The sequence below is a fragment of the Achromobacter sp. D10 genome, from assembly GCF_035282245.1.
GTDB classification, from domain to species: Bacteria; Pseudomonadota; Gammaproteobacteria; order Burkholderiales; family Burkholderiaceae_B; genus Achromobacter; species Achromobacter insolitus.
Genome location: NZ_JAYJLE010000001.1, coordinates 976,660 through 1,002,477, shown reverse-complemented (window position 1 = coordinate 1,002,477; position 25,818 = coordinate 976,660). Strand labels below are relative to the sequence as shown.

Annotated in this window: 27 protein-coding genes; 10 read left to right on the top strand and 17 right to left on the bottom strand. The window is 65.1% G+C overall.

Translation table 11 applies throughout. The features are described 5' to 3' along the window. Positions 1-28: 28 nt before the first annotated feature. From urtC to VCS63_RS04795, 4 genes are all read right to left on the bottom strand, one after another. Entirely contained in the window at positions 29-1,075 is a 1,047-nt protein-coding gene (gene urtC / locus VCS63_RS04810; RefSeq protein ID WP_063639295.1) for an urea ABC transporter permease subunit UrtC, read from the bottom strand. Positions 1,076-1,079: 4 nt separating this feature from the next. Further along, positions 1,080-1,982, bottom strand: a complete 903-nt coding sequence (gene urtB, locus VCS63_RS04805) for an urea ABC transporter permease subunit UrtB (protein ID WP_063961375.1) — start codon at positions 1,980-1,982, stop codon at positions 1,080-1,082. Between the two features lie 72 nt (positions 1,983-2,054). Continuing rightward, positions 2,055-3,248 (bottom strand): urea ABC transporter substrate-binding protein, encoded by a 1,194-nt coding sequence (urtA, locus tag VCS63_RS04800; RefSeq protein WP_042795579.1) that lies wholly within the window; start codon positions 3,246-3,248, stop codon positions 2,055-2,057. Positions 3,249-3,602: 354 nt separating this feature from the next. Beyond that, complete coding sequence (locus VCS63_RS04795; RefSeq protein WP_063961379.1) at positions 3,603-4,526, bottom strand: LysR family transcriptional regulator; 924 nt, start codon at positions 4,524-4,526, stop codon at positions 3,603-3,605. A gap of 101 nt (positions 4,527-4,627) precedes the next feature. On the opposite strand from VCS63_RS04795, the gene pcaD reads away from it, so the two are divergent. Beyond that, positions 4,628-5,425 (top strand): 3-oxoadipate enol-lactonase, encoded by a 798-nt coding sequence (gene pcaD, locus VCS63_RS04790; RefSeq protein ID WP_323878620.1) that lies wholly within the window; start codon positions 4,628-4,630, stop codon positions 5,423-5,425. A gap of 11 nt (positions 5,426-5,436) precedes the next feature. Here the strand turns inward: pcaD and VCS63_RS04785 are convergent, their stop codons facing one another. From VCS63_RS04785 to VCS63_RS04765, 5 genes are all read right to left on the bottom strand, one after another. Next, the gene (locus VCS63_RS04785; protein WP_280133323.1) at positions 5,437-6,399 is read right to left on the bottom strand and encodes a Bug family tripartite tricarboxylate transporter substrate binding protein; all 963 of its coding nucleotides are present in this window, start codon (positions 6,397-6,399) and stop codon (positions 5,437-5,439) included. A 35-nt stretch (positions 6,400-6,434) separates the two neighbouring features. Continuing rightward, a complete protein-coding gene (locus VCS63_RS04780; RefSeq protein ID WP_323878617.1) occupies positions 6,435-7,130 on the bottom strand; it encodes a 3-oxoacid CoA-transferase subunit B in 696 nt (231 codons plus the stop codon). A 1-nt stretch (position 7,131) separates the two neighbouring features. Then, on the bottom strand, positions 7,132-7,797 hold the full coding sequence (locus tag VCS63_RS04775) for a 3-oxoacid CoA-transferase subunit A (protein WP_042795584.1): 666 nt from the start codon (positions 7,795-7,797) through the stop codon (positions 7,132-7,134). Further along, positions 7,798-8,766 carry a Bug family tripartite tricarboxylate transporter substrate binding protein gene (locus VCS63_RS04770; protein ID WP_063961385.1) on the bottom strand — a complete coding sequence of 323 codons (969 nt, stop codon included), beginning with the start codon at positions 8,764-8,766 and terminating at the stop codon, positions 7,798-7,800. A gap of 189 nt (positions 8,767-8,955) precedes the next feature. Continuing rightward, the gene (locus VCS63_RS04765) at positions 8,956-9,858 is read right to left on the bottom strand and encodes an NAD(P)/FAD-dependent oxidoreductase (protein WP_323878614.1); all 903 of its coding nucleotides are present in this window, start codon (positions 9,856-9,858) and stop codon (positions 8,956-8,958) included. 124 nt (positions 9,859-9,982) lie between these two features. Between VCS63_RS04765 and folB the strand changes: the two genes are divergently transcribed. Together folB and ttcA are read left to right on the top strand one after the other, a co-directional pair. After that, complete coding sequence (folB, locus tag VCS63_RS04760; RefSeq protein ID WP_008164827.1) at positions 9,983-10,342, top strand: dihydroneopterin aldolase; 360 nt, start codon at positions 9,983-9,985, stop codon at positions 10,340-10,342. A 2-nt stretch (positions 10,343-10,344) separates the two neighbouring features. Further along, positions 10,345-11,313, top strand: a complete 969-nt coding sequence (ttcA, locus tag VCS63_RS04755; protein ID WP_042795586.1) for a tRNA 2-thiocytidine(32) synthetase TtcA — start codon at positions 10,345-10,347, stop codon at positions 11,311-11,313. Between the two features lie 65 nt (positions 11,314-11,378). On the opposite strand, the gene VCS63_RS04750 is transcribed toward ttcA, so the two are convergent. The 5 genes from VCS63_RS04750 to apaG all read right to left on the bottom strand — a co-directional run bounded on the left by VCS63_RS04750 (position 11,379) and on the right by apaG (position 16,223). Further along, positions 11,379-12,335, bottom strand: a complete 957-nt coding sequence (locus VCS63_RS04750; RefSeq protein ID WP_323878611.1) for a D-2-hydroxyacid dehydrogenase family protein — start codon at positions 12,333-12,335, stop codon at positions 11,379-11,381. A gap of 62 nt (positions 12,336-12,397) precedes the next feature. Further along, complete coding sequence (locus VCS63_RS04745) at positions 12,398-13,195, bottom strand: DsbC family protein (protein ID WP_042795588.1); 798 nt, start codon at positions 13,193-13,195, stop codon at positions 12,398-12,400. Between the two features lie 147 nt (positions 13,196-13,342). Then, on the bottom strand, positions 13,343-14,512 hold the full coding sequence (locus VCS63_RS04740; protein ID WP_104653888.1) for a UbiH/UbiF family hydroxylase: 1,170 nt from the start codon (positions 14,510-14,512) through the stop codon (positions 13,343-13,345). Then, the gene (locus VCS63_RS04735; RefSeq protein ID WP_063639284.1) at positions 14,509-15,810 is read right to left on the bottom strand and encodes a murein transglycosylase A; all 1,302 of its coding nucleotides are present in this window, start codon (positions 15,808-15,810) and stop codon (positions 14,509-14,511) included. Before VCS63_RS04735 ends, VCS63_RS04740 begins: the two co-directional genes overlap by 4 nt. Positions 15,811-15,848: 38 nt before the next feature. Continuing rightward, positions 15,849-16,223, bottom strand: coding sequence for a Co2+/Mg2+ efflux protein ApaG (gene apaG / locus VCS63_RS04730; RefSeq protein WP_039882644.1), 375 nt, complete (start codon positions 16,221-16,223; stop codon positions 15,849-15,851). A gap of 129 nt (positions 16,224-16,352) precedes the next feature. On the opposite strand from apaG, the gene rpe reads away from it, so the two are divergent. The 7 genes from rpe to VCS63_RS04695 all read left to right on the top strand — a co-directional run bounded on the left by rpe (position 16,353) and on the right by VCS63_RS04695 (position 22,997). After that, on the top strand, positions 16,353-17,081 hold the full coding sequence (gene rpe / locus VCS63_RS04725) for a ribulose-phosphate 3-epimerase (protein ID WP_323878606.1): 729 nt from the start codon (positions 16,353-16,355) through the stop codon (positions 17,079-17,081). Between the two features lie 15 nt (positions 17,082-17,096). Further along, positions 17,097-17,804 carry a phosphoglycolate phosphatase gene (locus VCS63_RS04720; protein ID WP_042795591.1) on the top strand — a complete coding sequence of 236 codons (708 nt, stop codon included), beginning with the start codon at positions 17,097-17,099 and terminating at the stop codon, positions 17,802-17,804. A gap of 260 nt (positions 17,805-18,064) precedes the next feature. Further along, positions 18,065-19,663, top strand: a complete 1,599-nt coding sequence (locus VCS63_RS04715; RefSeq protein ID WP_112966911.1) for an anthranilate synthase component I family protein — start codon at positions 18,065-18,067, stop codon at positions 19,661-19,663. Between the two features lie 56 nt (positions 19,664-19,719). Next, positions 19,720-20,286 (top strand): aminodeoxychorismate/anthranilate synthase component II, encoded by a 567-nt coding sequence (locus VCS63_RS04710; RefSeq protein WP_042795593.1) that lies wholly within the window; start codon positions 19,720-19,722, stop codon positions 20,284-20,286. 12 nt (positions 20,287-20,298) lie between these two features. Next, positions 20,299-21,330 (top strand): anthranilate phosphoribosyltransferase, encoded by a 1,032-nt coding sequence (gene trpD, locus VCS63_RS04705; protein WP_063639282.1) that lies wholly within the window; start codon positions 20,299-20,301, stop codon positions 21,328-21,330. Further along, positions 21,327-22,115 carry an indole-3-glycerol phosphate synthase TrpC gene (gene trpC, locus VCS63_RS04700; protein ID WP_238913086.1) on the top strand — a complete coding sequence of 263 codons (789 nt, stop codon included), beginning with the start codon at positions 21,327-21,329 and terminating at the stop codon, positions 22,113-22,115. The genes trpD and trpC overlap by 4 nt, the downstream gene beginning before the upstream one ends. An 18-nt stretch (positions 22,116-22,133) precedes the next feature. After that, on the top strand, positions 22,134-22,997 hold the full coding sequence (locus tag VCS63_RS04695; RefSeq protein ID WP_042795595.1) for a LysR substrate-binding domain-containing protein: 864 nt from the start codon (positions 22,134-22,136) through the stop codon (positions 22,995-22,997). 9 nt (positions 22,998-23,006) lie between these two features. Here the strand turns inward: VCS63_RS04695 and VCS63_RS04690 are convergent, their stop codons facing one another. The 3 genes from VCS63_RS04690 to VCS63_RS04680 are packed head-to-tail and all read right to left on the bottom strand — an operon-like array spanning position 23,007 to position 25,806. Next, positions 23,007-24,179 (bottom strand): thiolase, encoded by a 1,173-nt coding sequence (locus tag VCS63_RS04690; RefSeq protein ID WP_104653889.1) that lies wholly within the window; start codon positions 24,177-24,179, stop codon positions 23,007-23,009. Then, positions 24,176-24,565, bottom strand: coding sequence for a Zn-ribbon domain-containing OB-fold protein (locus VCS63_RS04685; protein WP_323878603.1), 390 nt, complete (start codon positions 24,563-24,565; stop codon positions 24,176-24,178). Before VCS63_RS04685 ends, VCS63_RS04690 begins: the two co-directional genes overlap by 4 nt. Further along, complete coding sequence (locus tag VCS63_RS04680; RefSeq protein WP_042795597.1) at positions 24,562-25,806, bottom strand: CaiB/BaiF CoA transferase family protein; 1,245 nt, start codon at positions 25,804-25,806, stop codon at positions 24,562-24,564. Before VCS63_RS04680 ends, VCS63_RS04685 begins: the two co-directional genes overlap by 4 nt. Positions 25,807-25,818 lie beyond the last annotated feature (12 nt).

The window sequence follows — 25,818 nt, the reverse complement described above, 5'->3', positions numbered from 1 at the left end:
GCGGGCTCCTGCAGGTCCAGGGTGGCGCTCATCGTGCGCTCCCCGCGGCGCGGCGCGCCTGAATCTGGCCGAAGACGCCGGCCAGCCCATTAGGCATGATCACGACGACCGCGATGAAGATGGCTCCCAGGAAGTAAAGCCACACTTCCGGAAAGGTCTCGGACAGATAGGACTTCAGGAAGCCGATCAGCAAGGCACCGACCACGGCGCCCGGAATCGACAGGCGGCCGCCGACCGCCGCATAGATCACCATCTCTATCGAGGCCACCACGCCGATCGCTCCCGGAGAGATCAGCCCCACCTGCAAGGTGAAGAAGGCGCCGCCGATGGAAGACAGGACGGCGGCCACGCAAAAGATGCAGGCCTTGACGTGCGCCGTGTCGTAGCCTGAGAAGCGCACGCGGTCCTCGCGGTCGCGGATCGCGATCAGGATCTTGCCGAGCCGGCTGCGCACGATCGCCAGCGCCGCCAACATCGCCACGACCAACGCGCCGGCCTCGATGAAGTACAAGCCCAGCTTGCCCTCGTCGCCGACGATGTCCCAGCCCAGGAGCGTACGGAAGTCGGTGATACCGTTGGCGCCGCCGGTGTCTCCCTGCTGGCCGACGATCAGCACGGTCAGCGTCATCGCCAAGGCCAGGGTCACAATGGCGAAATACACGCCGCTTACCCGCTTGCGGAAAATGGCCAGCGAGAAAAGATAGGCGGCCAGGCCAGGCAAGGCCACGATCAACAGCAGCGTCAAGGTCAGCGAATGAAACGGCTGCCACCACACTGGCAGGCTTTCCACGCTGCTCCACACCATGAAGTCGGGCAGTTCGGGCGCGGAGGCCTCCAGCTTCAGGAACATGGCCATCATGTACCCGCCCAGGCCGAAGAATATGCCTTGTCCAAGGCTCAGCACGCCGCTGTAGCCCCAGGTAAGCACGATGCCGATGGCGACGAATGCGAACGCCATGTACTTGCCGACCAGATTCAGCCGGAACGGATCCAGCGACAGCGGCAGGACGGCCAGGATCAACGCCGCGACCAGCAGGATCGCGAGTTCTTCGGTTCTCCGATGCAGGGCCTTCATTGCGTCACCCCCGAGTCTTGTTGGCGAACAGCCCGTTCGGGCGGAAATAGAGCACGAGGATCACCAGGACCAGGATCGTGACCTTGGCCATCGAGCCGCTCATCAGGTATTCCAGCGTGGTCTGGGATTGCGCGATGGCCAGGCCGGAAAATGCCGTTCCCAGCAGGCTTTGCACACCACCGAACACCACCACGATGAACGAATCGACGATATAGAGCTGGCCAGTGCCGGGATTGGTCGACCCGATCATGGTGAAGACGCACCCGGCAATGCCCGCCAGCCCGGAGCCCAACGCGAAAGTCAGCGCATCCACGCGCCGCGTGTTGATGCCGACAGCGCCCGCCATGGCACGGTTCTGGGTGACGGCGCGCACGCGCAGTCCCCACGCGCTGCGGTAGAGCAACAGATACACGCCTACGGCCACCAGCAGCGTGAGGCCCAGGATGAAGATGCGGTTCAGCGGAAACTGGAGATCGGGGGTCGGCTCCCATGCGCCGCTGAGCCAGGAAGCCAGCGGCACGCTGACCTCCTGCGCCCCGAATATCGAGCGGTAGGCCTGTTGCAGGATCAGGCTTAGCCCCCAGGTCGCCAGCAGCGTGTCCAGCGGACGGTTGTAGAACCAGCGGATGAAGCCGCGTTCCAGCACATAGCCGAATGCGAACGTAACCAGGAACGCCAGCGGAATGGCCGCGAACAGATAGACGTCCATCCAACCCGGCGCCCAGTGCTGGAACGCGACCGAAACCAGATAGGTCGTGTAGGCCCCCATGGCCATCAACTCGCCATGCGCCATGTTGATGACGCCCATCAGCCCGAACACGACGGCCAGGCCGATCGCCATCAGCAGGAGAATGCTGAACAGGCTGATCCCGTTGAAAAGCTGCATTGCGGCGATATCGAGATTCATGGTCGGGTTCCTGGCTGCGCCGGCGGCGAGGCCGCCGGCCAAGGGCCTGGCGCATATCCGCGCAGGCGTGGTCTACAGCTTCGGGAAGGGATTGGGTTCGATCAGATCCGCCGACTCCCAGACGATGTCGAACTGCCCATCGGGCCGCGCCCGGCCCACGCGCACCTTCTTCCAGACGTGATGGTTGGTTTCATGCACGCGCACGGTGCCCTCGGGCGCCTGCAGCGTGAGCCCCGCCGATGCCGCGATCACCTTGTCGGGTTCGAAGGAGCCGGCCTTCTCCACGCCCAGCTTCCACAGGTAGACGCTGTTGTAGGCGACCTCCATGGGATCGCCGATGACGCGGTCCTGGCCGTACTTTGCTTTGAAGGCCTTGACGAATTTTTCGTTGGCCGGATTCTGCAGGCTCTGGAAATAGCCCATGCAAGCGTAGTAGCCCGCGGCATTGTCCTTGCCGATGCCTTCAATCTCATTCTCGGAAACCACCGTGGATAGCAGCACGACACGCGTGCCATCCAGGCCGGCTGCGCGCAGCTGCTTGTAGAACGCCACGTTAGAGCCGCCCACCACCGTGCTGTAGATGCACTCTGGCTTGGCTGCCTTGATCTTGTTGATGATGGAAGAGAACTCAGTATGTCCCAGGGGTGCGTATTCTTCACCCACCACCTTGGCGTTCATGCGGGCGATGGCCGGCTTGGCGATCTTGTTGCAGGTGCGCGGATAGATGTAGTCGGAGCCGACCAGGAAGAAGGTCTTGCCCTTTTCACGCGCCATCCATTCCACTGCCGCGATCACGGACTGCGTGGCTTCCTGCGACGGGTAGAACACTCGCGCGTCCTGCTCCTGTCCCTCGTAATAGGTGGGGTAGTAAAGCAGGCCCTTGCTGCGTGACAGCACTGGCAGCAGCGCCTTGCGCGAGGCCGAGGTGTAGCAGCCCACGATGGCCGCGACTTTGTCCCGGTCCAGCAGCTTGCGAGCCTTTTCGGCAAACACGGCGTTTTCACTGGCGCCGTCCTCGACCACCGGTTCGATCTTGCGGCCCATCACGCCGCCAGCGGCGTTGATCTCTTCAATCGCCAATTTCTCCGCATCCACCAGAGACGCCTCGGCAATGGCGATGGTGCCGGACAGCGAATGCAGCAGGCCCAGTTTGACGGTGTCTTGGGCGTATGCCTGGCGGGGCAAGGCTGCCATCCCCGACGCGGCGCTCAGTATGACCATGGAGCCGCTGTGCTGCAGAAAGCGGCGGCGGTTGTATACGCTCATCATTGCGCTCCTGTGCGTTTCTGAAGGCAAGCCTCCGGCTAGGGCTTGCAAGCAAGCCCTGAGCTGCCCGGGATTGGGCAGGCGCCTTTGCCGACCACATCACGACGACTGCCGTCCGCCCGCAGCGTCCTCGTTTCTTCAGGCAAAGCTCCGCCCACGGCGCATCGAAACGCCATTCGAAGAAAAGCGATAGACAAACGGAAAACGAAAAGGCCCGAGCCGGATATTCCGGCTCGGGCCTTTTTGCCCTACGCCTGACTGGCAACACTGGCAGTCGGCGAAAATTTGAAGACGAACTCGCGTCTGGAAGGCATTCTGAAGAAGCGTGTGGCGCTATGCCATGCGTATTTTCCCTTAGCGGCCGCGGCTCGATGCCAACGCGCGGCGCAGCGCTGGCGCGGCGTCCCGCAGGTATTGCCACAAGCGGGTCGAGACCGGGCCTTGCGCCCGATCTGCGCGCCGCGCCATGACCAGTTCTTCGACGCTGCCCGGCAGTTGGCGGTTTGCAATGGAAAGCAAGCTGCCATCACGCAGCTCGTCTTCGATGAGAAAACGCGGCAAGTGCCCCCAGCCCATGCCCTGCAGGATGATCTCTTTTTTCATCAACTGATCCGCCACCGTGCATTGGCGCGCGCCTTCCACCGTGAAGTAGTCTTGCGGCGGCGTGTGCCTCGCGGTATCACGCATGACGCATTGCGTGTAGTCGCGCAGCAGCGCGGGCCGGAGGACGCGTGGCACGGGCTCGCGCAGAAAGCCCGGCGCTACCACGGGCACGAAAGACACCTTGGCGAGGTCCACCCATTCGATGCGGGCATCCTTCTTGTCCACGCGATGCAGGATAAGGTCGGCCTCGCCGTCATGAAGGCGTTCCTGCGGGCCGGACACCGCCTCGAAGTAAAGATCCAGGCGGGTGGCGGGGCAGTCCGCAAAAAAGCGGCTCAGCAAACCCAGCACATACGGGCGCGGACAGAAATCGCCGATCACGACACGAAGCTCGGTTTCATCTCCCATGGCGAGCTGTTCGGCGTGCGCGCGCAAAGCTGTCAGCTCATGCAGCAGCGACTGCGCGCGCGCATGGAAGGACTGCCCCGCGGCAGTCAGGGCCACGCGATAGCCACTGCGGTCCAGCAGGGCCAAGCCCAACTGCCGCTCCAGCTTCGCGACCGCGGCGAATACGGCCGGATGCGACCGGTGCAGCGATGCCGCGGCCGCCTGGAAGCCACCGGCGCGCACCACGGCGTCGAAGCATTGGAGATCATGCAACGTGAATTCGCTCATGTCCGTTTTCCAAACAATGATTGTGCGAACTTTGTAATTTTTTCTTTTAGGGCGCGCAACTACGATTTGCCTCACACCTGTCAAACGCGAGGTACACCATCATGCAAGACGTTTCCTTCTTCACCGCCGGCGACGGCGCCCGCATCGCCTACCGTTACGATGGCCGCGCAGACCTGCCCACGCTGGTGCTGGCCAACTCCATCGGCACCAGCCTGCATATGTGGGATGCTCAGATCCCGGCCCTGACCCGTCATTTCCGCGTGCTGCGCTACGACTACCGCGGCCATGGCGCATCCAGCGTGCCTCAGGGCCCCTACTCGCTGGACCGCCTGGGCCGCGACGTGCTGGAGTTGCTAGATGGGCTGAGCATCGCGCGCGCCCATTTCCTGGGGCTCTCGCTGGGCGGCATTGTCGGCCAGTGGCTGGGGGTGCATGCGCCGGAGCGCATCGACCGCCTCATCCTGAGCAATACCTCGGCCTATCTGGGGCCGGCGCCGCAATGGGACGAGCGCATCGCCGCCACACTACGGGCTCAGGACATGTCGGAAACGGCGCAGACCTTCCTCAGGAACTGGTTTCCCTCGTCATGGATCGAAGCCGGCCACCCCGCCCTGGAACCGTTCCGCTCGGTGCTGCTGGGCATCGACAAGCATGGCTTGGCGGGTGCGTTTGCCGCCGTGCGGGACGCCGACCTGCGCCGCACCGTCGCCCTTATTCCCAACCCGACACTGGTCATCGCTGGCCAGCACGACACGGTCACCGCGGCCAGTCATGGAGAACAGATAGCCGCGACCATCCCCGGCGCCAAACTGCTGACGCTGCCGGCCGTGCATATGCCGAACATCGAAGTGCCGGAGGCGTTCGAGACCGCAGTGGTGGAGTTTCTGCTCGCGGCCTGAGCCCACGCCGATCAGTTCAGCTTGGCGCCCGAGGTTTCGACTGCCTGTTTCCAGGTTGCGAGTTCACGGTTGATGTGGTCGGCAAACACTGCGGGCGAGGAGCCCACCACCTCATACCCGTAGCCCTCCACCTGCTGCTTCAATGCGGGTACTGCCAGTGCTTCGGCCATGCCGCGGCTCAGGATGTCTATGATTTCAGACGGCGTGCCGGCTGGCGCCAACACGCCGTACCAGCCGTTGACGACGAAGCCAGGCACGCTTTCGGCCACCGTCGGCACATCGGGCAGCAGGGGGGAGCGGCGCTCCCCCGTCACGGCGATGGCCTTCAGCTTTCCTGCTCGAACTTGAGGCAGCGACGTCGAGATGCTGTCGAACATCAGTGAAACCTCGCCGCCCAGCAAGGCCACCACGGCGGGGCCGCTGCCCTTGTACGGCACATGCATCATGTCGACTCCCGTCTGGTTCTTGAACATTTCGGCAGCCAGGTGACTGGTATTGCCGTTGCCCGCCGACGCGAAGCTGAGTTTGCCCGGATGGGTTTTGCCATAGGAAACCAACTCGCCAATGGTATTGGCCGGCGTGCTCAACGGCGCCGCCACCAGCATCGGCAACGTGGCCACCAGCGACACCGGCGCAAAATCACGACGCGTGTCGTAAGGCAGGGACGGATACAGGCTGGGGTTGATCGCGTGAGCTGCGAGCACCATCAGCAGCGTGTAGCCATCGGGCTTGGCGCGCGCCAACTGTGCGGACGCGATGGTTCCGCCGGCGCCGGGCTTGTACTCCAGCACGACGGGTTGACCCCACTTCTTCTGCAGCTCCGCGCCCAAGGGACGCGCCAGCATATCCGCGCTGCCGCCGGGCGGATACGGGATCAAGAGAGTGATCGGCTTGTCGGGATACGAGGGTGCGGCATGCGCCGCGGCCAGGCAGACCATGCCGAGCAGCGCTGCTGCCGATAGGGAACGGATCATCAGGATCTCCTTGGTCCGGGGTCCGGGTCCGGGCATCAGGCGTAGCGGGGCGTGCCGGCAGCATCCAGCACGATGCGGCGCGGCGCCGAAAAATGCAGCCGCGCCTCGGTAGCCGAGCGCAGGAAGGCTTCATCAATGCCGAAATGCATGGCGTGGACATTCAGGCCTTGCGGCGTCACGTCGATTACCGCCAGGTCGGTGTAAATGCGCGCGACCACCCCCTTGCCCGTGAGCGGATACGAGCATTGCCTCACCAGCTTCGGCGAGCCATCGCGGCCGCGATGCTCCATCATGACCCACACTTGTCTCGCGCCAACCGCCAAGTCCATCGCGCCGCCCACGGCAGGAATGGCGTCTTTCGCGTCGGTCTTCCAGTTGGCCAGGTCGCCTCGTTCCGACACCTGAAACGCGCCCAGCACCGCATAGTCCAGGTGGCCGCCGCGCATCATGGCAAAGGAGATCGTGTGCTCGGTGATGGATGCGCCTTCCCGCAGCGTGACCGGCTGACGGCTGGCGTTGATCAGATCCGTATCCACATACTGACCGCTGGCGGCGGCGCCCATGCCCAGGATTCCGTTTTCACTGTGCAGGAGTATGTCCTTGTCCGGCGGCAGATGGTCGCCCACCAGGGTCGGCATGCCGATGCCCAGGTTGACGATGGAGCCGTCCGGCAGATCGCTGGCCAGCAACTGCGCGATCTGCTGTCGGGTCAGGCCGATGGTTTCTTGCATGTCAGGCCTCCACGCGTACGACGGACTTCACGAAGATTCCCTGCGTCATGACCTGTTCGGGCACGAAGGCCCCGAGGGGCACCACCTCATCGACCTGCGCGATGGCATGCCCTGCAGCCATGCACATCACCGGGTTGAAGTTGCGCGCGGCGTGCCGATACATCAGGTTTCCCCAGCGATCGCCCTGATGGGCGCGGATCAGCGCATAGTCACCGCGCAGCGGCTGTTCCAGGACGTAGCCCACCCCGTCGATCACCTCCTGGCGGCGGCCTTCGGCCAGTTCGGTGCCGTAGCCAGTAGGCGTGTAGAAAGGCCCCAACCCCGCGCCCGCAGCGCGCAGGCGTTCGGCCAAGGTGCCTTGCGGCACGCATTCCAGTTCGACTTCGCCGGCGCGGTAGGCGCGCGCGAAGACTTCGGAATTGGGCGGACGCGGGTGCGAGCAAATGATCTTGCGCACTTGCTTGCGGATCAGCAACGCGGCAATACCGCGTTCGAACGTACCTGCATTGTTCGAGATGATGGTGAGTTCGCGCCGCCCCAGTTCTGCCAGGCAATGAAGCAGTTCATAGGGAACGCCAGCCTCTCCAAAGCCGCCGACCAGCACCGACGCGCCATCCGGAATCACCGCCACGGCATCGGCCAAGGACGCTTGAATCTTGTCGATCACTTATTGCTCCTGGACCAGGCCCGCCGCATCCACGATCTGCATCCAGCGGGCGCGTTCCTGATCGATGAATGCGGAGAATTCCGCGGGAGTGTTGCCGCCCGCCTGCCCGCCCATAGCCTTGAAGCGGTCGCTGATGTCGGGACTGCGCACGACATCGCGCGTAGCGATGTAGAGCTTGTCCACGACATCCCGTGGCGTGCCGGCTGGTGCCACCAGGCCGAACCAGGCGGTGACCACCATGTCCTTGACGCCGGCTTCGGCCATGGTCGGCACGTCCGGCAGTTCCGCCAGGCGCTTGTCGCTCGTGACGGCCAGCGCTCGCAGCTTGCCTGACTGGATGTAGGGCATCGAACTGGGCAGGTTGTCGATCATGAAGGTGAACTGCCTGCCCAGAAGCGCCGCCACCGCGGGCCCCGCTCCCTTGTAGGGAATGTGCGTGCCGGAAATCTCCGCGCGTTGCTTGAACAGCTCGGCCGACAGATGCGGCGACTGGCCGGCGCCGGAGCTGCCAAAAGACACCTTGGCAGGATCCCGCCGCGCTTCTGCCCGCAGGTCTGCCACGCTGCGGACCGGCGAGGCTTCATTCACCACCAGCACGTTGGGCACCGAGATCACCAGCGTGATCGGCGCGAAGTCGGCCGGTTTGTAAGGCAACGTCTTGTACAGCGCGTAGTTGATGGCGTTAGGGCCGATGTTGCCCATCAGCAGGGTGTAACCGTCGGGTTTGGCGCGTGCCAGCGCCTGGGCGCCGATGATGCCGGCCGCCCCCGCGCGATTCTCCACAATGACCTGCTGGCCCAGCTTGGCGCTAAGTTTGTCAGCAATCAATCGCGCGGAGATATCGGTGGTTCCGCCGGGCGAAGCCGGGATAATCAGCGTGATCGGCCGTTCAGGCCAAGCGGCCTGGGCCGGACAGGCGAAGGCAAGCGCCATCGCGCTGGCAGCCAGCCAGCGATATGCGTGCAACATGTTTGTCTCCCAATGCAATCATTGTTCGATCAACTTGTGGCACAGAGTGTGGTCGCCGCGCGGGCAAATGACCATTCTCGAATCTGGATGAGAGGCTTCGCCTGAGCTGAACGCCGCACCCGCCGCCCATTGGCAACCTGAGGAGAGGTCCGCCATCCGCGTTCCGCGGCGGGCAAGGCCATCCATCGACTACACGCCGCCGCGCTCCCAGCGGCGCTGGATGGCCTTGGCGGCCACCACGCCGTCGGCCATGGAGGTCACGACGCAGGGATGCATGCGATGGGCCACTTCGCCCACGGCGTAGATGTCCGGCACGCTGGTCTCGGCGGTGGCAAAGTCCGTGCGGATGTAGCCACGTTCGTCGCGAGCCAGGTGCAGGCTGTCGGCAAAGCCGGCCTGGGGCTCCCAGCCGTAGAAGACCAGGATCAGGTCGTACTGCCGGCCATCCACGCTGCGAGTGGCCGGGTCTACTTTGTATGGCCCTATGCGCACGCCCTCGCGGCCGGCGCGCGTCACCCATTGCTGCTGGGCGCGGACGCTGCGGGCATAGAGATGCACGCTGCGGGCGCCACGGTTGCGCACATAGACGTAGTTCTCGAAGGCGTTGTCGCCCCCGCCCAGCACCGCCACGGACAGGCCCGAATAGTCCTGCGCCACGATGGGCGAACCGGGTCCGATGAGCACGCCGGGCCAGGATGCGCCGGGCGGATGGTCCGGCAGCCCCTTGGCGCGCACGCCTGAGGCAATGACCAGGGTACGGCCGCGCACCAGGGATTCCGCGCCTTGCGGGCCGGTTAGCGTGGCCTCGATGCCGCCCTTGCAGGGACGCACCCCCGTTACGCGGGTCTGCAAGCGCACCTGCACGCCGGCAGCCCGCACGCTAGTGTCGATATTGGCGGCCACCTGCTGCCCGGTCACGCCGGGCAGCACGGCGATCCAATCGTCGGCAAAGGGATTGTCATTGCCCAGCCCGCCGAGCCGGGGTCCTGCCTCGACCAATAACGGGGACAGGCCCAAGCGCGCCAACCACAGGGCGCAGGAGGCGCCGGCCGGGCCGCCGCCTACAATGACCGAATCGTGCAACTGTTGCATTTCACCCCTTATTGACTGCGCCGGCGCCTCGCGGGCGCCCGGACATGGCCGGATTGTAGCCAGCGCGCTGCCCCCGTTCCGCTGTCGCCTTACAATTCCGGGCTATCCCACCCAGGTTTTCATCATGCCTACACGCCGCATCATTCTTTCCGGGCTTGCGCTCGACGCCCGCATCGGCATCCTCGAGCACGAGCGCCGCGCCACCCAGCCCCTGCATGTCGACGCCGACTTCGACGTGGACATCCAGCGCTCGGTCGACGACCACGACATCCATAGCGTGCTGGACTACCGCCGGCTGCGCGAGGCCATCGTGGAAGAGTGCACGCAGGCGCACGTAAACCTGATCGAAACCCTGTCCGAACAGGTCGCGGCGCGCCTGCTGGCCGATTTCCAGGAAATCCGCGCGTTGCGCCTGCGCATCAGCAAGCCCATGGCCTTCTCCGACTGCGCGGCGGTGGGCGTGGAAATCCAGATCACGCGTTGACCATGAACGACATTGCTACCCCCGAGGTGCGCTTTCGCACCGAAGCCGAGGAAAAGCGCCGGCACGAAGGCAACAAGCTGACCAAGCGCCTGGCCCGCGAAACCACGCGCGCCCTTTCCGACTACAACATGATCGAAGACGGCGACCGCGTGATGGTCTGCCTGTCGGGCGGCAAGGATTCCTACGCGCTGCTGGACATCCTGCTTCAGCTGCAAAAGCGCGCGCCCTTCAAGTTCGAGCTGATCGCCGTCAACCTGGACCAGAAGCAGCCGGGCTTTCCCGACCATATCCTGCCCCAGTACCTGACGGAGCTGGGCGTGCCTTTCCACATCGAGACGCAGGACACGTATTCCATCGTCACGCGCGTGCTGGAAGAAGGCAAGACCATGTGCTCGCTCTGTTCGCGCTTGCGCCGCGGCATCCTGTACCGCGTCGCATCGGAACTGGGCGCGACCAAGATCGCGCTGGGACATCACCGCGACGATATCCTGGGCACCTTCTTCCTGAACCTGTTCTACGGTGGCAAGGCCAAAGGCATGCCGCCCAAACTGGTGTCCGACGATGGCCGCCACACGGTGATCCGCCCCCTGGCCTACGTGCCGGAAACCGACTTGATCGCCTACGCGGAACTCAAGCAGTTCCCCATCATTCCCTGCAATCTCTGCGGCTCGCAAGAGAACCTGAAGCGCAAGGAAGTAGGCCGCATGATCAAGGAATGGGACAAGCAGCATCCTGGCCGCTCATGGAACGTGTTCAATGCGCTGTCGCGCGTGGTGCCCTCGCACCTGATGGATCGGGACCTGTTCGACTTCGTGGGCCTGAAGCCCAGCGGCATGCCGGACGCCAACGGCGACACGGCGTTCGACGCCGAGGACCCGCAGGAAGATGCGGGGGAAGCCTGCGGCGATGCGCCGCAAGCGCAGGAGCCTGGCGCCATTGTCGAGAAGAAGATGACGTTCACGCGCAGCTAAACCGGCGCGGGCAAAAAAAAGGCTGCGCAAGCAGCCTTTTTTTGCGGCCCCGGCGGGCGCCTACATCAGGCATTCAATACCCTGATGGGCTTGCCTGCCTTCCATGCCTTCACCGCTTCGAGCGCGTTCTGGTAGAAGGCTTCGAAATTCTCGCGGCTGACATAGCCCAGATGCGGAGTCAGGATCACGTTGTCCAGGTCGCGCACGGAATCCGTGGGCGACAGCGGCTCTTCGGGATAGACATCCAGGCCGGCCCCGGCGATACGGAACTTCACCAGCGCGTCCATCAGGGCTTCCTGGTCCACCAGGCCGGCGCGCGAGGTATTGACCAGATATGCGGTGGGCTTCATCGCGGCCAGCGCCGCGGCGTCGACGACATGCCGGCTGCGCGCGGACAGGATCAGGTGCAGGCTGACGACATCGGAGGTGGCAAATAGCTCGTGCTTGTCCACCCGCTTCACGCCCACCGCCTCGGCGCGTTCGTCCGTCAGGTTGGGGCTCCAGGCCACCACGTTCATGCCGAACGCCAGCCCCACCTTGGCCACAGCCGTTCCCAGCTTGCCCAGGCCCAGCACGCCCAGGCGCTTGCCCGCCAGCGGCTCGGGCATGGCAGTCTGCCACATGCCGCGGCGCATCGCCGCGTCTTCAGCGGGCAGGTGCTTGAACAGGCCCAGGATATGCGCCCAGGCCAATTCGGCCGTGGCGGTGTTGGCGTCGGCGCTGCCAGGCGCGCCGCAAACGATGATGCCTTGCTCGGCGCAGGCTTGCATGTCGATGGAATTGTTGCGCATGCCCGTGGTGACCAGCAGGCGCAGATTTGGCAGGGCGCGGATCCGTTGCGCGGGGAACGGAGTGCGCTCGCGCATGGCGACGATCACATCGAAGGGTTCGAGCGATGCCTCGACCTGCCCTTCGGGGATGAAATTGTTGAAGATCCGCACCTCGGCGTCACCGCCCAGCGAGGTCCAATCCGCGTAGCGCTGGGCTACGTCGTGGTAATCGTCGAGTATTGCGATTTTCAAGAGGTGTCTCCGGGTGGCGTGGCGCCTGTGGCGCCAGCCTCCCGGCCGGCGCACCGCGCCGGTCAGTTCAAGCGGGCTTTGAATTGCTCCAGGGGCAAGGCGCCGCTGGCGCGCGAGCCATCTTCAAAAAACGTGGTCGGCGTGCCGCGCACCATCAGCTTCTGGCCCAGGGCCAGCAACTTGTCCTCGGGCACATCGCAATTCGCCGTCGCGGGCTTCTTGCCGCGCAGCATCCAGTCGTCCCAGGCAGCGCCCGGATCCTTCGAGCACCACACATCGCGCACCTTGTCCTTGGAGTCCGGCGACAGGATGGGATAGAGGAAGGTGTAGACGGTGATGTTGTCGACGTTTTCCAGGGTCTTGCGCAATTGCTTGCAATAGCCGCAGTTGGGATCTTCGAAGATCGCAACCTTGCGCGAACCGTCGCCCTTGACCTGCTTGATGGCCAGGTCGAGCGGCAATTGGTCAAACGATACGGCGCTCAGCCGTTCCTGGGATTCGCGGGTGACATCGCGACGCGTCATGGCATCGATCAACGGACCTTCCATGACCCACGTCACCTTTTCATCCGTGTAGATCAAGTCCATGCCCAATTGAACTTCGAACAGGCCGTAGGGCGTGCGGCGCACAGCAGTCACATCCATGCCGTCGAAACGCTGGCGAAAACGATCCTTGACCGCGTCCGCCACGGGATCGGCCGGCGCCACCTGGGTGGTGGAATAGCTCTTGTCGCCCTTGCCGGGTTGCCCGACGGACTGCGTGGAGACGGACTTGTCTCCCTGGGCCGCCGCGCCGGCGGACAAGCCCAGGCCCGCGGCCAGGAAACAAGCCGCCAGCGTGGCGGATATGCGGAAATTCATCGGTACTCCTGTACTTGTCTATCGTGTTCTTGTGCGGAAAGGGTAACCGATCCGCGCCTGGGCGAATCCGGCCTGCACGAGCAGGCGCCCCCTGTAAATCAGACAGCCCACCGGCGGGCGAGGTTCCGCCCGCGGCGCCGAAAGCGCCTAGTTGGCGGAGGCGCCGGTAATCAGGCGGCGCTTGATCAGCGGGGTCCGTTCCACCCAGTGCATGCCGGCATTGCGCAACCAGACCAGCGGCGTCGCCCGCGAGGCGAACAGCTTGTGCAGGCCATCCGTCGCCAGGCGCATGGCCAGGACCGGTTCGGCCCGCGCGCGCTGATAGCGGTGCAGGACGCGCAGGTCGCCCGCCGCGCGGTAGGCCTCGCGGCCCGCCACGATGCGGGCCAAGGCCTCGACGTCTCCCAGGCCCAGGTTCAGCCCCTGGCCCGCCAAAGGATGCAAGCGGTGCGCCGCGTCGCCTGCCAGCGCAATGCCGGGCGCAACCATCTGGGCGCGTTCCAGGGTCAACGGAAAACCGTGCAGCTTGCTACGGACCTTCAGCGCCCCAAGGCGGCCTTCGGCGGCATCGGCCAGCAAGGTTTCCAGGCGAGCGGCCTGTTCCTCGGGCGGCAGGGCCAGCAAAGCCTGGGCAGGCTCGGCGCGCATGGACCAGACCATGGAGACCTGCGGGCCGGCCGAGGTGTCGGGCAGCGGCAGCAGGGCCAGTACGCCGTCGTCGCGGAACCACTGGAAGGCAGTGCCCTGGTGCGGACGTTCGGCATCCAGGTGCACCACCAGGCCCGTGTCATGGTAGGACACGGATTCATGCTTCAGGCCCGCGGCCTCGCGCAGCGGCGATGCGGCGCCGTCCGCGCCGACGAAGAGCTCGGCCTCGATGCGAGCGCCGCTTTCGGTGTCGATGGCGCCGTCCCGGTAGCCCGTGCAGCGGTCCTCTAGCCAGGGAATTCCGAACATGCGGACGGCCTGGATCAGCACCCGCTCGATTTCGCCGGATTCGACGATCCACGCCAACTGCGGCAATGCGGCCTGCCAGGCGCTCAGGTTTACCTGGCCATCAGCGTCGCCGTGGATCTCCATGCCAGTGACCGGGGTCAGCCGGGACGCCGGCATGGCATCCCACACGCCCAGCTCGGCCAGAAAGCGCTGGCTGGCGGGCGAAATGGCATAGACGCGCGGATGGTAGCGGTCGGCATCGGCCGGCGGCACGCTGGCGCGCGGCGCCAACACCGCCACGCGCTGGCCGCGGCGGGCCAGCGCCAGCGCGGTGGACAGGCCGACGATGCCGGCCCCGCAAACAACGATCTGATGGCTCATCTTGCGCTCGGTTCCCCGGCCTGTTTAGGCCACAGCACCCACATCTGGCCGCGCTGCTTCATGCGGCCGGCCTGCTGGCCGGCTTCGTCGCCGTAGCCCCAGTAAAAGTCGGCGCGGGCAGCGCCGCGGATGGCCGTGCCCGTATCCTGGGCCAGGACCAGCCGTTGCAACGGCCGGTCAGACGCGGGATAGGTCGTGGCCAGGAACACCGGCGTGCCCAGCGGCACGAAACCGGCGTCGACGGCGATCGAGCGCATGGGCGCCAACGGCACGGCGTAGGCGCCCTTGGGGCCTTGTTCCGGATCGACCACCTGCTCTTCCCGGAAGAACACCACGGCCGGATTCGCATTGAGCATTTCCGGCACGCGCTTGGGGTTGCGCTGGGCCCAGGCGCGGATGTTCTGCATGGAAGCCTGGTCGGCGGAGAGCTCGCCGCGATCGATCAACCAGCGGCCGATGGATGCGTACGGCTGACCGTTGTGGTCGGCGTAGGCCACGCGGATGGTCTTGCCGGAGTCGGGCCCGTCGGTCAGCTGCACACGGCCCGACCCCTGTACCTGCAGGAAGAAGTTGTCGACGGGGTCGTCCACCCAGACCAGCACGGGCGGGCGGCGACCCGAAGATTCTATCGCCGCGCGCGTGTCGTAGGGAACCACGCGCTTGCCATCCAGCTTGCCGCGCACGCGCTTACCCGCCAATTCCGGATAAATCGAGCCCAGGTCGATGGTCAGCAGATCAGAGGGCACGGCATACAGCGGCCATTGATGGCTGCCGCCCTGGCGGCGCGAACCGCGCACCAGGGGTTCGTAATAGCCCGTCACGGTATTGGTGGCCGGCTTGCCGTCGGCCGCGTTCAGGCGCCAGGGCTGCAGGTACGTCTGGAGAAAGCGGCGCACGCCTTCGCCGTCGCCAGCGGCCGGCGCGCGGGCCGGATCCGCGGCGGCGGCGCAGACCGGCTGCCAGGCCCGCGGCGTGGCACGCGCGGGTGCGGCCAGGTTGCCGCTGGTCGGCCGCATCAAACCGCGGCAATTACGCAGGAACAAGGGCCAGAACCGCGACAGGTCGTCGTTGGTCCAGCCGGGCATCTCGGCCCAGTTGGCCGCCTTGAACTTGCCTGCCAGCGCACGCGGCGGGGAGTCGGGCAGCGCCGACAGCGACGGCACCACCAGAGGGCCGTCGGCCGCGGGCGCGGACGGGCCGGGGAGTCCGGACGAACCGGAATCGGGGGGGATGTCGGAAGGGGTGGAACATGCCGCCAGCAATACGGACAGCACGGACAGACTGAGAATGCGCTTCATGAGCAAATGAAAAAACGGGCGACGGGCGGCCTGGCCATTCAATGCAGGGTGCGTGGCATGGCCAGGACGAATTCGGAGATCGGCACTTCGAACGGAATGCCGTTCTCGCCGACGCAGTGGTAGGTGCCCCGCATCGTTCCCACCGGCGTGGGCAGGGGACAGCCGCTGGTGTATTCGAAGGTTTCGCCGGGCGCGAGCAAGGGTTGTTGACCCACGATGCCCAGCCCGCGCACTTCCTGCACGCGCTGGTTGCCGTCGGTAATGATCCAGTGACGACTGATCACTTGGGCGGGATGTTCGCCGGTGTTGGTGATGCGAACGGTGTAGGCAAACACGAACTGCTGCTCGCCGGGATCGGACTGTTCGGGCACGAAGCGCGGAGAGACAGAGACGCTCAGGTCGTAAGGTTTCACAGTCCTTCCCTGTGTAGTGCTGGCGGGCGGCCGTGGTACGGCGCCGGACGCTGGAAAAGACGCGGTTCCCGGACCTGCCGGGCCGGGCCATTCCCGGTACCGCGCCTCAAACTGCAATAATGGCACATTATGCCCTCCCCGATCCCGAACATCATGTCTACCCAACAGGCTTCCACCCGCATCACCCCCAGCATCCTGTCGGCCGACTTCGCCCGCCTGGGCGAGGAAGTCCGCAACGTCGTCGCCGCCGGCGCCGACTGGATCCACGTGGACGTGATGGACAACCACTATGTCCCCAATCTGACGATCGGCCCCATGGTGTGCGCGGCCATCCGCCCCCACGTCCAGGTGCCCATCGACGTGCACCTGATGGTGGAGCCGGTGGATGACCTGGTGCCGATGTTCGCCAAGGCTGGCGCCGACTACATCAGCTTCCACCCGGACGCCAGCCGTCACGTGGACCGCACCCTGTCGCTGATCCGTGAAAACGGCTGTAAGGCCGGCCTGGTGTTCAATCCCGCCACCCCGCTCTCCTACCTCGACTACGTGATGGACAAGATCGACCTGGTCCTGATCATGTCGGTCAACCCCGGCTTCGGCGGCCAGAGCTTCATCCCGGCCGCGCTGACCAAACTGCGCGAGGCGCGCGCCAGGATCGACGCCTGGACGCAGGCTGGCGGCCAGGAAATCATGCTGCAGGTCGACGGCGGCGTGAAGATCGACAACGTTGCTGAAATCCGCCGCGCCGGCGCCGACACCTTCGTGGCCGGCTCCGCCATCTTCGGCAAGCCGGACTACGCGGGCATCATCAAGTCCATGCGCGAACAGATCGCCATCGGCGAAACCACCGCCATCTAAGCCTCGGGAACCGTCATGACCGTTTTTCGCGCCGCGCTGCTGGACCTGGACGGCACCCTGCTGGACTCCATCCCCGACCTGGCCTTCGCCGCCAACGCCATGCGCGTGGAGCTGGGCATGTCCCCGCTGCGCGAAGACGTGGTGGCCACCTTCGTGGGCAAGGGCGTGGACAACCTGGTGCGCCGCAGCCTGGCCGGCAGCCTGGAGGCGGCCGATCCCACCGCCGCCGAGTTCGATGTCGCCCGCGCCGCCTTCTATCGCCACTACCACCTGTCCAATGGCGAAAAAGCGCAGATCTACCCGGGCGTCATCGACGGCCTGAAGCTCATGCGCGAGCAAGGGCTGAAGCTGGCCGTCGTCACCAACAAGCCCACCGAATTCACCCTGCCGCTGCTGCAGCGCACGGGCCTGGCGGGCTTTTTCGACGCCGTGGTGTGCGGCGACACCTGCGAGCGCCGCAAGCCCGATCCGGATCAGGTGGTGCATGCGTGCGACCTGCTCGGCGTGGCCCCGCACGAAGCCGTGACCATCGGTGATTCCATCAATGACGCGCAGGCGGGCCGCAGCGCGGGTACGCAGGTCCTGGTGGTGCCTTATGGTTACAACGAAGGACGGGACGTGCGCGAGCTGGATGTCGATGGTATAGTTGACACGCTAGTCGCCGCCGCCCAGTGGGTCACGCTCTGGAATCAAAACCAGAACGCGGCCAAAACAGGCTCCTGAACACCCCGGCGGCTGACCGCGAATTCAATACTGAACAAAGCTCAATGAACGTTTCCATCCAGAACCAAATGCTCGGCGCCTCGTGGCGCTGGTGGCGTTTGTCTTCCGGGTGGCGATGATCCCTCCCGGCCCTGGACGCGTATGCCGCCTAGTGCCGTAGCTGTGTAAACACAGAGCCAAGCCCGGAACCAGTAACCTGGACCGGGCTTTTTCATTGCGCGCCTGGTCCGATAGCAGATAAACCGCTTACGAGACCCGACATGACCGAAATCGAATTCAAGGCCCTGGCCGCACAAGGCTACAACCGCATTCCGCTGGTCGCCGAAACCTATGCCGACCTGGACACCCCGCTGGGCATCTACCTGAAACTGGCGCATGCCGGCCCCCAGGGCGGGCGCATGACCTGCCTGATGGAATCGGTGGTGGGCGGCGAGCGCTTCGGCCGCTATTCCTTCATCGGCTTGCCGGCGCGGACGGTGATCCGCGCCAGCGGCACCCGCACCGAAGTCCTGCACGACGGCAAGGTCGCCGAAACTCATGACGGCGATCCTCTGACCTTCATCGAGCAATACCAAAGCCGCTTCAAGGTCGCCCTGCGTCCGGGCATGCCGCGCTTTTGCGGCGGTCTGGCGGGCTACTTCGGCTATGACACGGTGCGCCACATCGAGCCCTGCCTGGGACCCGCGGTCAAGCCGTTTCCCGCCGGCATGGAAGGCGGTACCCCCGACCTGATGCTGATGCACGTGGACGAGCTGGTCATCGTGGACAACCTGGCCGGCCGCATCTACCTGATGGTCTACGCCGACCCGAGCCAGCCCGAGGCCTACAGCCGCGCGCAGCAGCGCCTGCACGACTTGCGCGCCCGCCTGCGACGCCCCGTTGAAATTCCCTATAGCCACGCCAGCATGCAGACCGAAGAGCGGCGCGACTTCAAGAAGGAAGACTATCTGGCGGCCGTGCTCCGCGCCAAGGAACACATCGCCGCAGGCGACCTGATGCAAGTGCAGATCGGCCAGGTCATCGCCAAGCCCTTCCGCGATTCCCCCCTCTCCCTCTACCGCGCCCTGCGGTCGCTCAACCCCTCCCCCTACATGTATTTCTGGAACTTCGGCGACTTCCAGGTGGTCGGCGCGTCTCCTGAGATCCTGGTGCGCCAGGAGCGCGTGCTGGAAAACGGTGAACCCAAGTCGCAGATCACCATCCGTCCCCTGGCTGGCACCCGCAAGCGCGGCGCTACGCCCGAGGAAGATGCCGCCCTGGCCGCCGAACTGAAGGCCGATCCCAAGGAGGTCGCCGAGCACGTAATGCTGATCGACCTGGCGCGCAACGACGTGGGCCGCGTGGCCGAGGTGGGGTCGGTCAAGGTCAGCGACACCATGGTGATCGAACGCTATTCGCACGTGATGCACCTGGTGTCCAACGTCACCGGCACGCTGAGCTCCAAGAAAACGCCCCCACGCCCACTGCGCGAGGTGCCCCCCGAGGGGGCTGCCAGCGCCTTGGGGCGGCCCGGCGACGCTGGCCTGAGCAGCATGGACGTGCTGCGCGCGGTGTTTCCCGCCGGCACCCTGACCGGCGCGCCCAAGGTCGAGGCCATGAAGATCATCGACGAACTGGAACCCGTGCGCCGCGGCATCTACGGCGGCGCGGCCGGCTACCTGAGCTATGGCGGCGAAATGGACGTGGCCATCGCCATCCGCACCGGCGTCATCAAAGACGGCACGCTGTACGTACAGGCCGCCGCCGGCATCGTGGCCGACTCCAATCCCGAAGCCGAATGGGCCGAAACCGAAGCCAAGGCCCGCGCGGTGCTGCGCGCGGCGGAGCAGGTGCAGCACGGCCTGGACGAACCCATCTGAGGCCCGGCCCCCCACGGACACATCCGGGCCGCCTGACGGCCCTTCAGGAGAATTTAATGCTGTTGATGATCGACAACTACGACTCTTTCACTTACAACCTGGTTCAGTACTTCGGTGAACTGGGCGAAGACGTGCGCGTGGCGCGCAACGACCAGATCACGCTGGAAGAGATCGCCGCCATGAACCCGGACCGCATCTGCGTGTCGCCCGGCCCCTGCTCTCCGGCGGAGGCGGGCATCTCGGTGCCCGTGATCCAGGCCTTTGCGGGCAAGAAGCCCATCCTGGGCGTATGCCTGGGCCACCAGGCCATCGGCGCGGCCTACGGCGGCGATATCGTGCGCGCCCAGCAGATCATGCACGGCAAGACCGTGCAGATCTCGCACACGGGCACGGACATCTTCACCGATCTGCCCACTCCGTACACGGTGATCCGTTACAACTCGCTCACCATCGATCCTGCCACCCTGCCCGACTGCCTTGCCGTCACCGCCACCGCCCCGGACGGCGACATCATGGGCGTGCGCCACAAGACCTTGCCGCTATACGGAGTACAGTTCCATCCCGAGTCGGTGCTCAGCGAGCACGGCCACGCCCTGCTCCGCAATTTCCTGAACCTCGCCTAAGAAGGACGCATCGTGACGATTTCTCCCGCCGAAGCGCTGACGCGCTGCATTGAACACCGCGAAATTTTCCACGACGAAATGCTGCATCTGATGCGCATGCTGATGCGCGGCGAAATGTCGCCGCAGATCGCAAGCGCCCTGCTGATGGGCCTGCGCGTGAAAAAAGAGACCATAGGCGAAATCACCGCGGCCGCGCAGGTCATGCGCGAGTTCGCCACGCCCGTGGTCACGCCCAACCCCGCCGACCTGCTGGACATGTGCGGCACCGGTGGCGACGGCAGCCACACTTTCAACATCTCCACGACCGCCATGTTCGTGGCCGCGGCGGCCGGCGTGCCGATCGCCAAGCATGGCAACCGCAGCGCCTCGTCCTCCAGCGGCAGCGCCGACGTGCTGGAAGCCCTGGGCGCCAACCTGACGCTGACCCCGGAACAGGTGGCCGAATGCATCCAGGCAACCGGCATCGGCTTCATGTTCGCCCCCGCCCACCATGGAGCCATGAAGAACGTGGCCGCCGTGCGCAAGGAGCTGGCTGTACGGACGATCTTCAACATCCTGGGCCCCCTGACCAACCCGGCCGGCGCCGCCAACCAGCTGATGGGCGTATTCCACCCCGACCTGGTCGGCATCCAGGTGCGCGTGCTGGAACGCCTGGGCTCGCGCCACGTGCTGGTGGTGCACGGCAAGGACGGCATGGACGAAGCCTCGCTGGGCGGCGCAACCATGGTGGGCGAACTCAAGGACGGCAAAGTCCTAGAATACGAGATCCATCCCGAGGACTACGGGCTATCCATGATGTCCAACCGGAGCATCAAGGTGTCCAATCGCGAACAATCGCGAGAGCTTGTCATCGAGGCGCTGGAAAATGTCGAGGGAACCGCCCGCGACATCGTCGCGCTCAATGCAGGACTCGCCATCTATGCTGGCAATAAGGCCGATTCCATTCCCGAGGCATTGGCTCTAGCATTTGAACTTATCTCCACCGGCGCGGCTCGAGCCAAGCTGGAAGAATTCTGCGCATATACCCGGAAATTCCTGAAATGAACGATATTCTCGCGAAGATCCTCGCCGTCAAGGCCGAGGAAGTCGCCGCCGCTCGCCAGATGCGCAGCGAAGCCGAAGTCCTGCGCGAAGCGCAGGCGCGGCAAGACGTGCGTGGCTTTGCCCAAGCCATCGAAGACAAGATCGCCCAAGGCAAGCCAGGCGTCATCGCTGAAATCAAGAAAGCCTCGCCCTCCAAGGGCGTGCTGCGCGACCCCTTCAATCCCCCGGAAATCGCCTCCACCTACGCGGTGCACGGCGCGGCCTGCCTGTCGGTGCTGACCGACGTGCAGTTCTTCCAGGGCTCCCACGACCACCTGCGCCAGGCGCGCGCCGCCTGCTCGCTGCCGGTGCTGCGCAAGGACTTCGTGATCGATCCCTACCAGATCATCGTCGCGCGCGCGATGGGCGCGGACTGCGTGCTGCTGATCGTGGCCGCGCTCAGTCCCGCGCAACTGCGCGACTATGAAACCCTGGCGATGGAACTGGGCATGGACGTGCTGGTGGAAGTGCACGACGCCAAGGAACTGGACGTCGCCCTGACGATGAAGACGCCGCTGCTGGGCATCAACAACCGCAACCTGCGCACCTTCGAGACCAGCCTGTCGAACACGCTGGACCTGCTGCCCCATATCCCCGCCGGCAAGCGTGTCGTGACCGAGAGCGGCATCCTCAAGCCCGAAGACGTGCAACTGATGCGCAAACACAAGGTAGACGCCTTCCTGGTGGGCGAAGCCTTTATGCGCGCCAAGGACCCCGGCGCGGAACTCGCGCGCCTGATGGGCTGACAGCCCGGTCAGGAGCACATGGACACCACCTTCCTGCTCAATTTCATCCAGGTCATCGAGCAGGGTTCGATCGCTGAAGTTGCGCGCAAAAATGGCCTCACGCCCGCGGCGGTCAATCAGCGCATCAAAAAGGTCGAGGACGAGCTGGGTTTCAAACTGGTGGTGCGGTCCGGCCGCACCGTCAAACCCACGGTCGAGGGCGCGCAGATCCTGGCGCAGGCCAAGCACGTCATGGAAGAGGTCCGCAACCTGAAGGCGGCCTCTCAGGGGCCGGTGGTGTTCGGCCACCTGACCCTGGGCGCATTCGATTCCGCCATGACTACGCTGATGCCGACGCTGCTGGCGCGGCTGATCAACCGGCATCCCAACCTGGAGATCAGCCTGGTCAAGGGATATTCCGTCAATCTCTACAGCAAAATATGCGATGGCGAAATGGACGCTGCGCTGATACTGCAGCCCCAGTTCCAGATGCCCAAGAATCTGGAATGGCGGCGGGTGCGAGACGAGCCCCTGGTGGTCCTGGCCCCCGCGTCGCTTACCGAGGATGATCCGCACCAGCTGTTGCGCGCCAATCCGCTGATCTGCTATGACCGCAAACTGTGGGGCGGACAGCTGGCGGCCAACTACTTCCGCCAGCACAGCATACGGCCCAAGATACGCATCGAAACCGCGTCCATCGAGGTCATCGCCCTGCTGGTCAGCCAGGGACTGGGCGTGTCCCTGGTGCCGGATGGCGCGGGTGAGCTGCGGCCGGACTCTGGCCTGCGCAAAATCTCGTTGCCCGGCAACGAGCACTACCGCAGCGTCGGGTTGCTATGGAACCGGCAATCGGTCCGCGCGGCTCTCATCGAGGAAATCTACGAGATCGCGCGGGGCTCTTGAGACGCACCGCTAGCAGGTTTCGGCGCTTCCCAGGATGACGGTGGACTGGCTGGACAGCGTGCCGCCGTTGCCGTGCGCCAGCGCCAGCCGTGCATCCCTGACCTGACGCTCGCCCGCCTGCCCGCGCAGCTGGCGCACCGCCTCGATCACCAAAAACACCCCATACATGCCCGGGTGCACGCAGGACAGGCCGCCTCCGTTCGTATTCACGGGCAAGCGGCCGCCCGGAGCGATGCCGCCATCGCGCACAAAGCCCCCTCCCTCGCCCTTGGCGCAAAATCCCAGGTCTTCCAGGAACAGGATCGTATTGATGGTGAATGCGTCGTATAGCTGCGCCACGTCGATGTCGGCCGGGCGGCACCCCGCCATCTCGAACGCCAACGCGCCCGATTGCTTCGCGGCCGTGGTGGTCAGCGTCTCCATCGAGGAAATCTGGCGATTCCACACCGCGGTGGCGCTGCCCAGGATATAGGCGGGCGCCTGCGGCAGATCCGGGGCTCGGTCGGCCCGCGTCATGACGAATGCCCCCGCGCCATCGGTCACCAGGCAGCAATCGCGGACGGTCAGCGGATCCGACACCCTGCGGGCGCTCAGCACATCATTGATCGACAGAGGATCGCGAGAGTACGCCTCGGGATTGAGCTGAGCCCAGCGGCGAGCCGCGACGGCAACTTCGGCCAGGTCCTCGCGACGCGTGCCGAACTCGTGCATATGGCGCTTGGCGGCCAGCGCATAGGCGCTGGGCGGATTCAGCGGTTCATACGGCATTTCATAGGGTTGGGGGTCCAGCGCCTTGCGCGTAGCGGCAATTGCCGAGCGCCCTACGGCCGCCGTCTTCTGCGCGCTGCCATAGCAGACCAGCACGGCATTGCACTGTCCTGAATCCAATGCGTGGGCAGCGGCCAGAATGTAGGACATGAAGCTGGAACCGCCCAGGCAGGTGCCGTCGATATACGTAGGGCGGATGCCCAAGGTCTCGATGACGGACATCGGCCACATGCTGGCTGCCACGCTGGATGTCGCGATGCCGTCGATGTCCCGCATTTCCAGGCCTGCGTCCCGTACCGCCGTGTGGGCGGCGCGCACCAGCAATTCCATATCGGTGTAGCCCGGTGCCTGGCCTAGGCCAAAGTGGCCCACGCCGACGATGGCGGTCTTGCCCCGCAGTTGTCGATAGTTCATCGCGCCACCTCCTCGAACAGCACCGCCGGAGCGCCGTCGCGCTCGCCGATCACGGCCCTGACCGCCATGCCGATGCGTACCTGGTCGGGCGGCATGCCCACTACGCTGGACATCATCCGCACGCCTTCATCCAGATCGACGAGCGATACGTTGTAGTCACCGCCCGCCTCGGGCTTACGCGGGACGGTGGTGCAGCTGTAGACAGTCGCCCGGCCCGCCGGCGCGATCCAGGTCAGCGCGTCGCTGCCGCAATGCGGACATATCTCGCGCGGATAGAACACGTGCCGTGCGCAGTCCGCGCAGTGCTGGATCAGGAAGCGGCCCTGTGCCAGGTTGTCGAAATACTGCTTTTGCGTGCCCGCATTGGCGGATGCTGCACTGCTCATCTTGATTCCCCAGGATTGGCGGGCTGCTGCAGCGCCGCGATCTCGGCTTCGCTGCATCCAAGCTTGGTGCTCAGCACGCCGTGGGTGTCGGCACCCAGCAACGGCGCCGCATTGCGATATGCGACGGGGCTTTCCGAAAAACGCATCGGGCTACGGACCTGCGGAACGCTGCCGCAAACCGGATGCGGCAGCGAGAACTTCAGGCCCCGGGCCCGCACCTGCGGGTCCTCGTGGACCTGCGCGATGTCGTTAATCACGCCCACCGGCACGCCTGCTGCGTCCAGCAGACTGACCCACTCGTCGCGGCCGCGCGTGCGGAACAGGCGCTCCAGCTCGGGAATGAGCGTCCCCTTGGCAAGCACGCGGCCGGTGTTGGTCCGGTAGCGCTCATCTTCGGCCAGGTCGGTGCGTCCGGCTGCCACGCAGAATTTCTGGAACTGGCTGTCGTTGCCGACCCCAAGCACGACATAGCCATCCGCCGCCTCGAAGACCTGATAGGGCGCAAGATTGACGTGAGCATTACCCTCGCGCCGCGGCACGTCGCCTGACAGGAAGTAGTTGAAATTCTGCACGCCCAGCGCGGCCACCTGGCAATCCAGCATGGAAATATCGATGTGCTGGCCAAGGCCGCTGCGGCTGCGCTCATGCAGCGCCGCCAGAATGGCGCTGGTGGCATACATGCCGGCCATCAGGTCCGCGGCGGCATTGCCTGCCTTTTGCGGGCCGCCGCCGGGTAATGCGTCCTTCTCGCCAGTGATGCTCATCAGTCCGCCCAGCGCCTGGATCACGAAGTCGTAGCCGGGCTTTTCCGCATAGGGACCGTCCTGCCCAAAGCCCGTGATGGAGCAATAGATCAGGCGGGGGTTCAGCTCGCGCAGGCTGGCGTAGTCCAGGCCGTACTTGCGCAGGCCGCCCACCTTGAAGTTCTCGACGAAGATGTCGGACTTGGCTGCCAGCCGGCGCACCGCTTCTGCGCTCGCCTGACTGGCGATGTCCAGTGCCACCGAGCGCTTATTGCGGTTGGCGGCCAGGTAGTACGCCGACTCCTGCGTGCGCCGCCCTTGGGCGTCCATGAGGTTGGGCGGCCCCCATCCCCGCGTATCGTCGCCCGACAGCGGGCGTTCAATCTTCAGCACTTCGGCGCCCAGATCGGCCAGGTTCTGGGTGCACCAAGGGCCCGCCATGATGCGGGTCATGTCCAGCACGGTGATACCGCTAAGCGGAGGTTCTCTCTTAGGCATAGGAAATGTGTA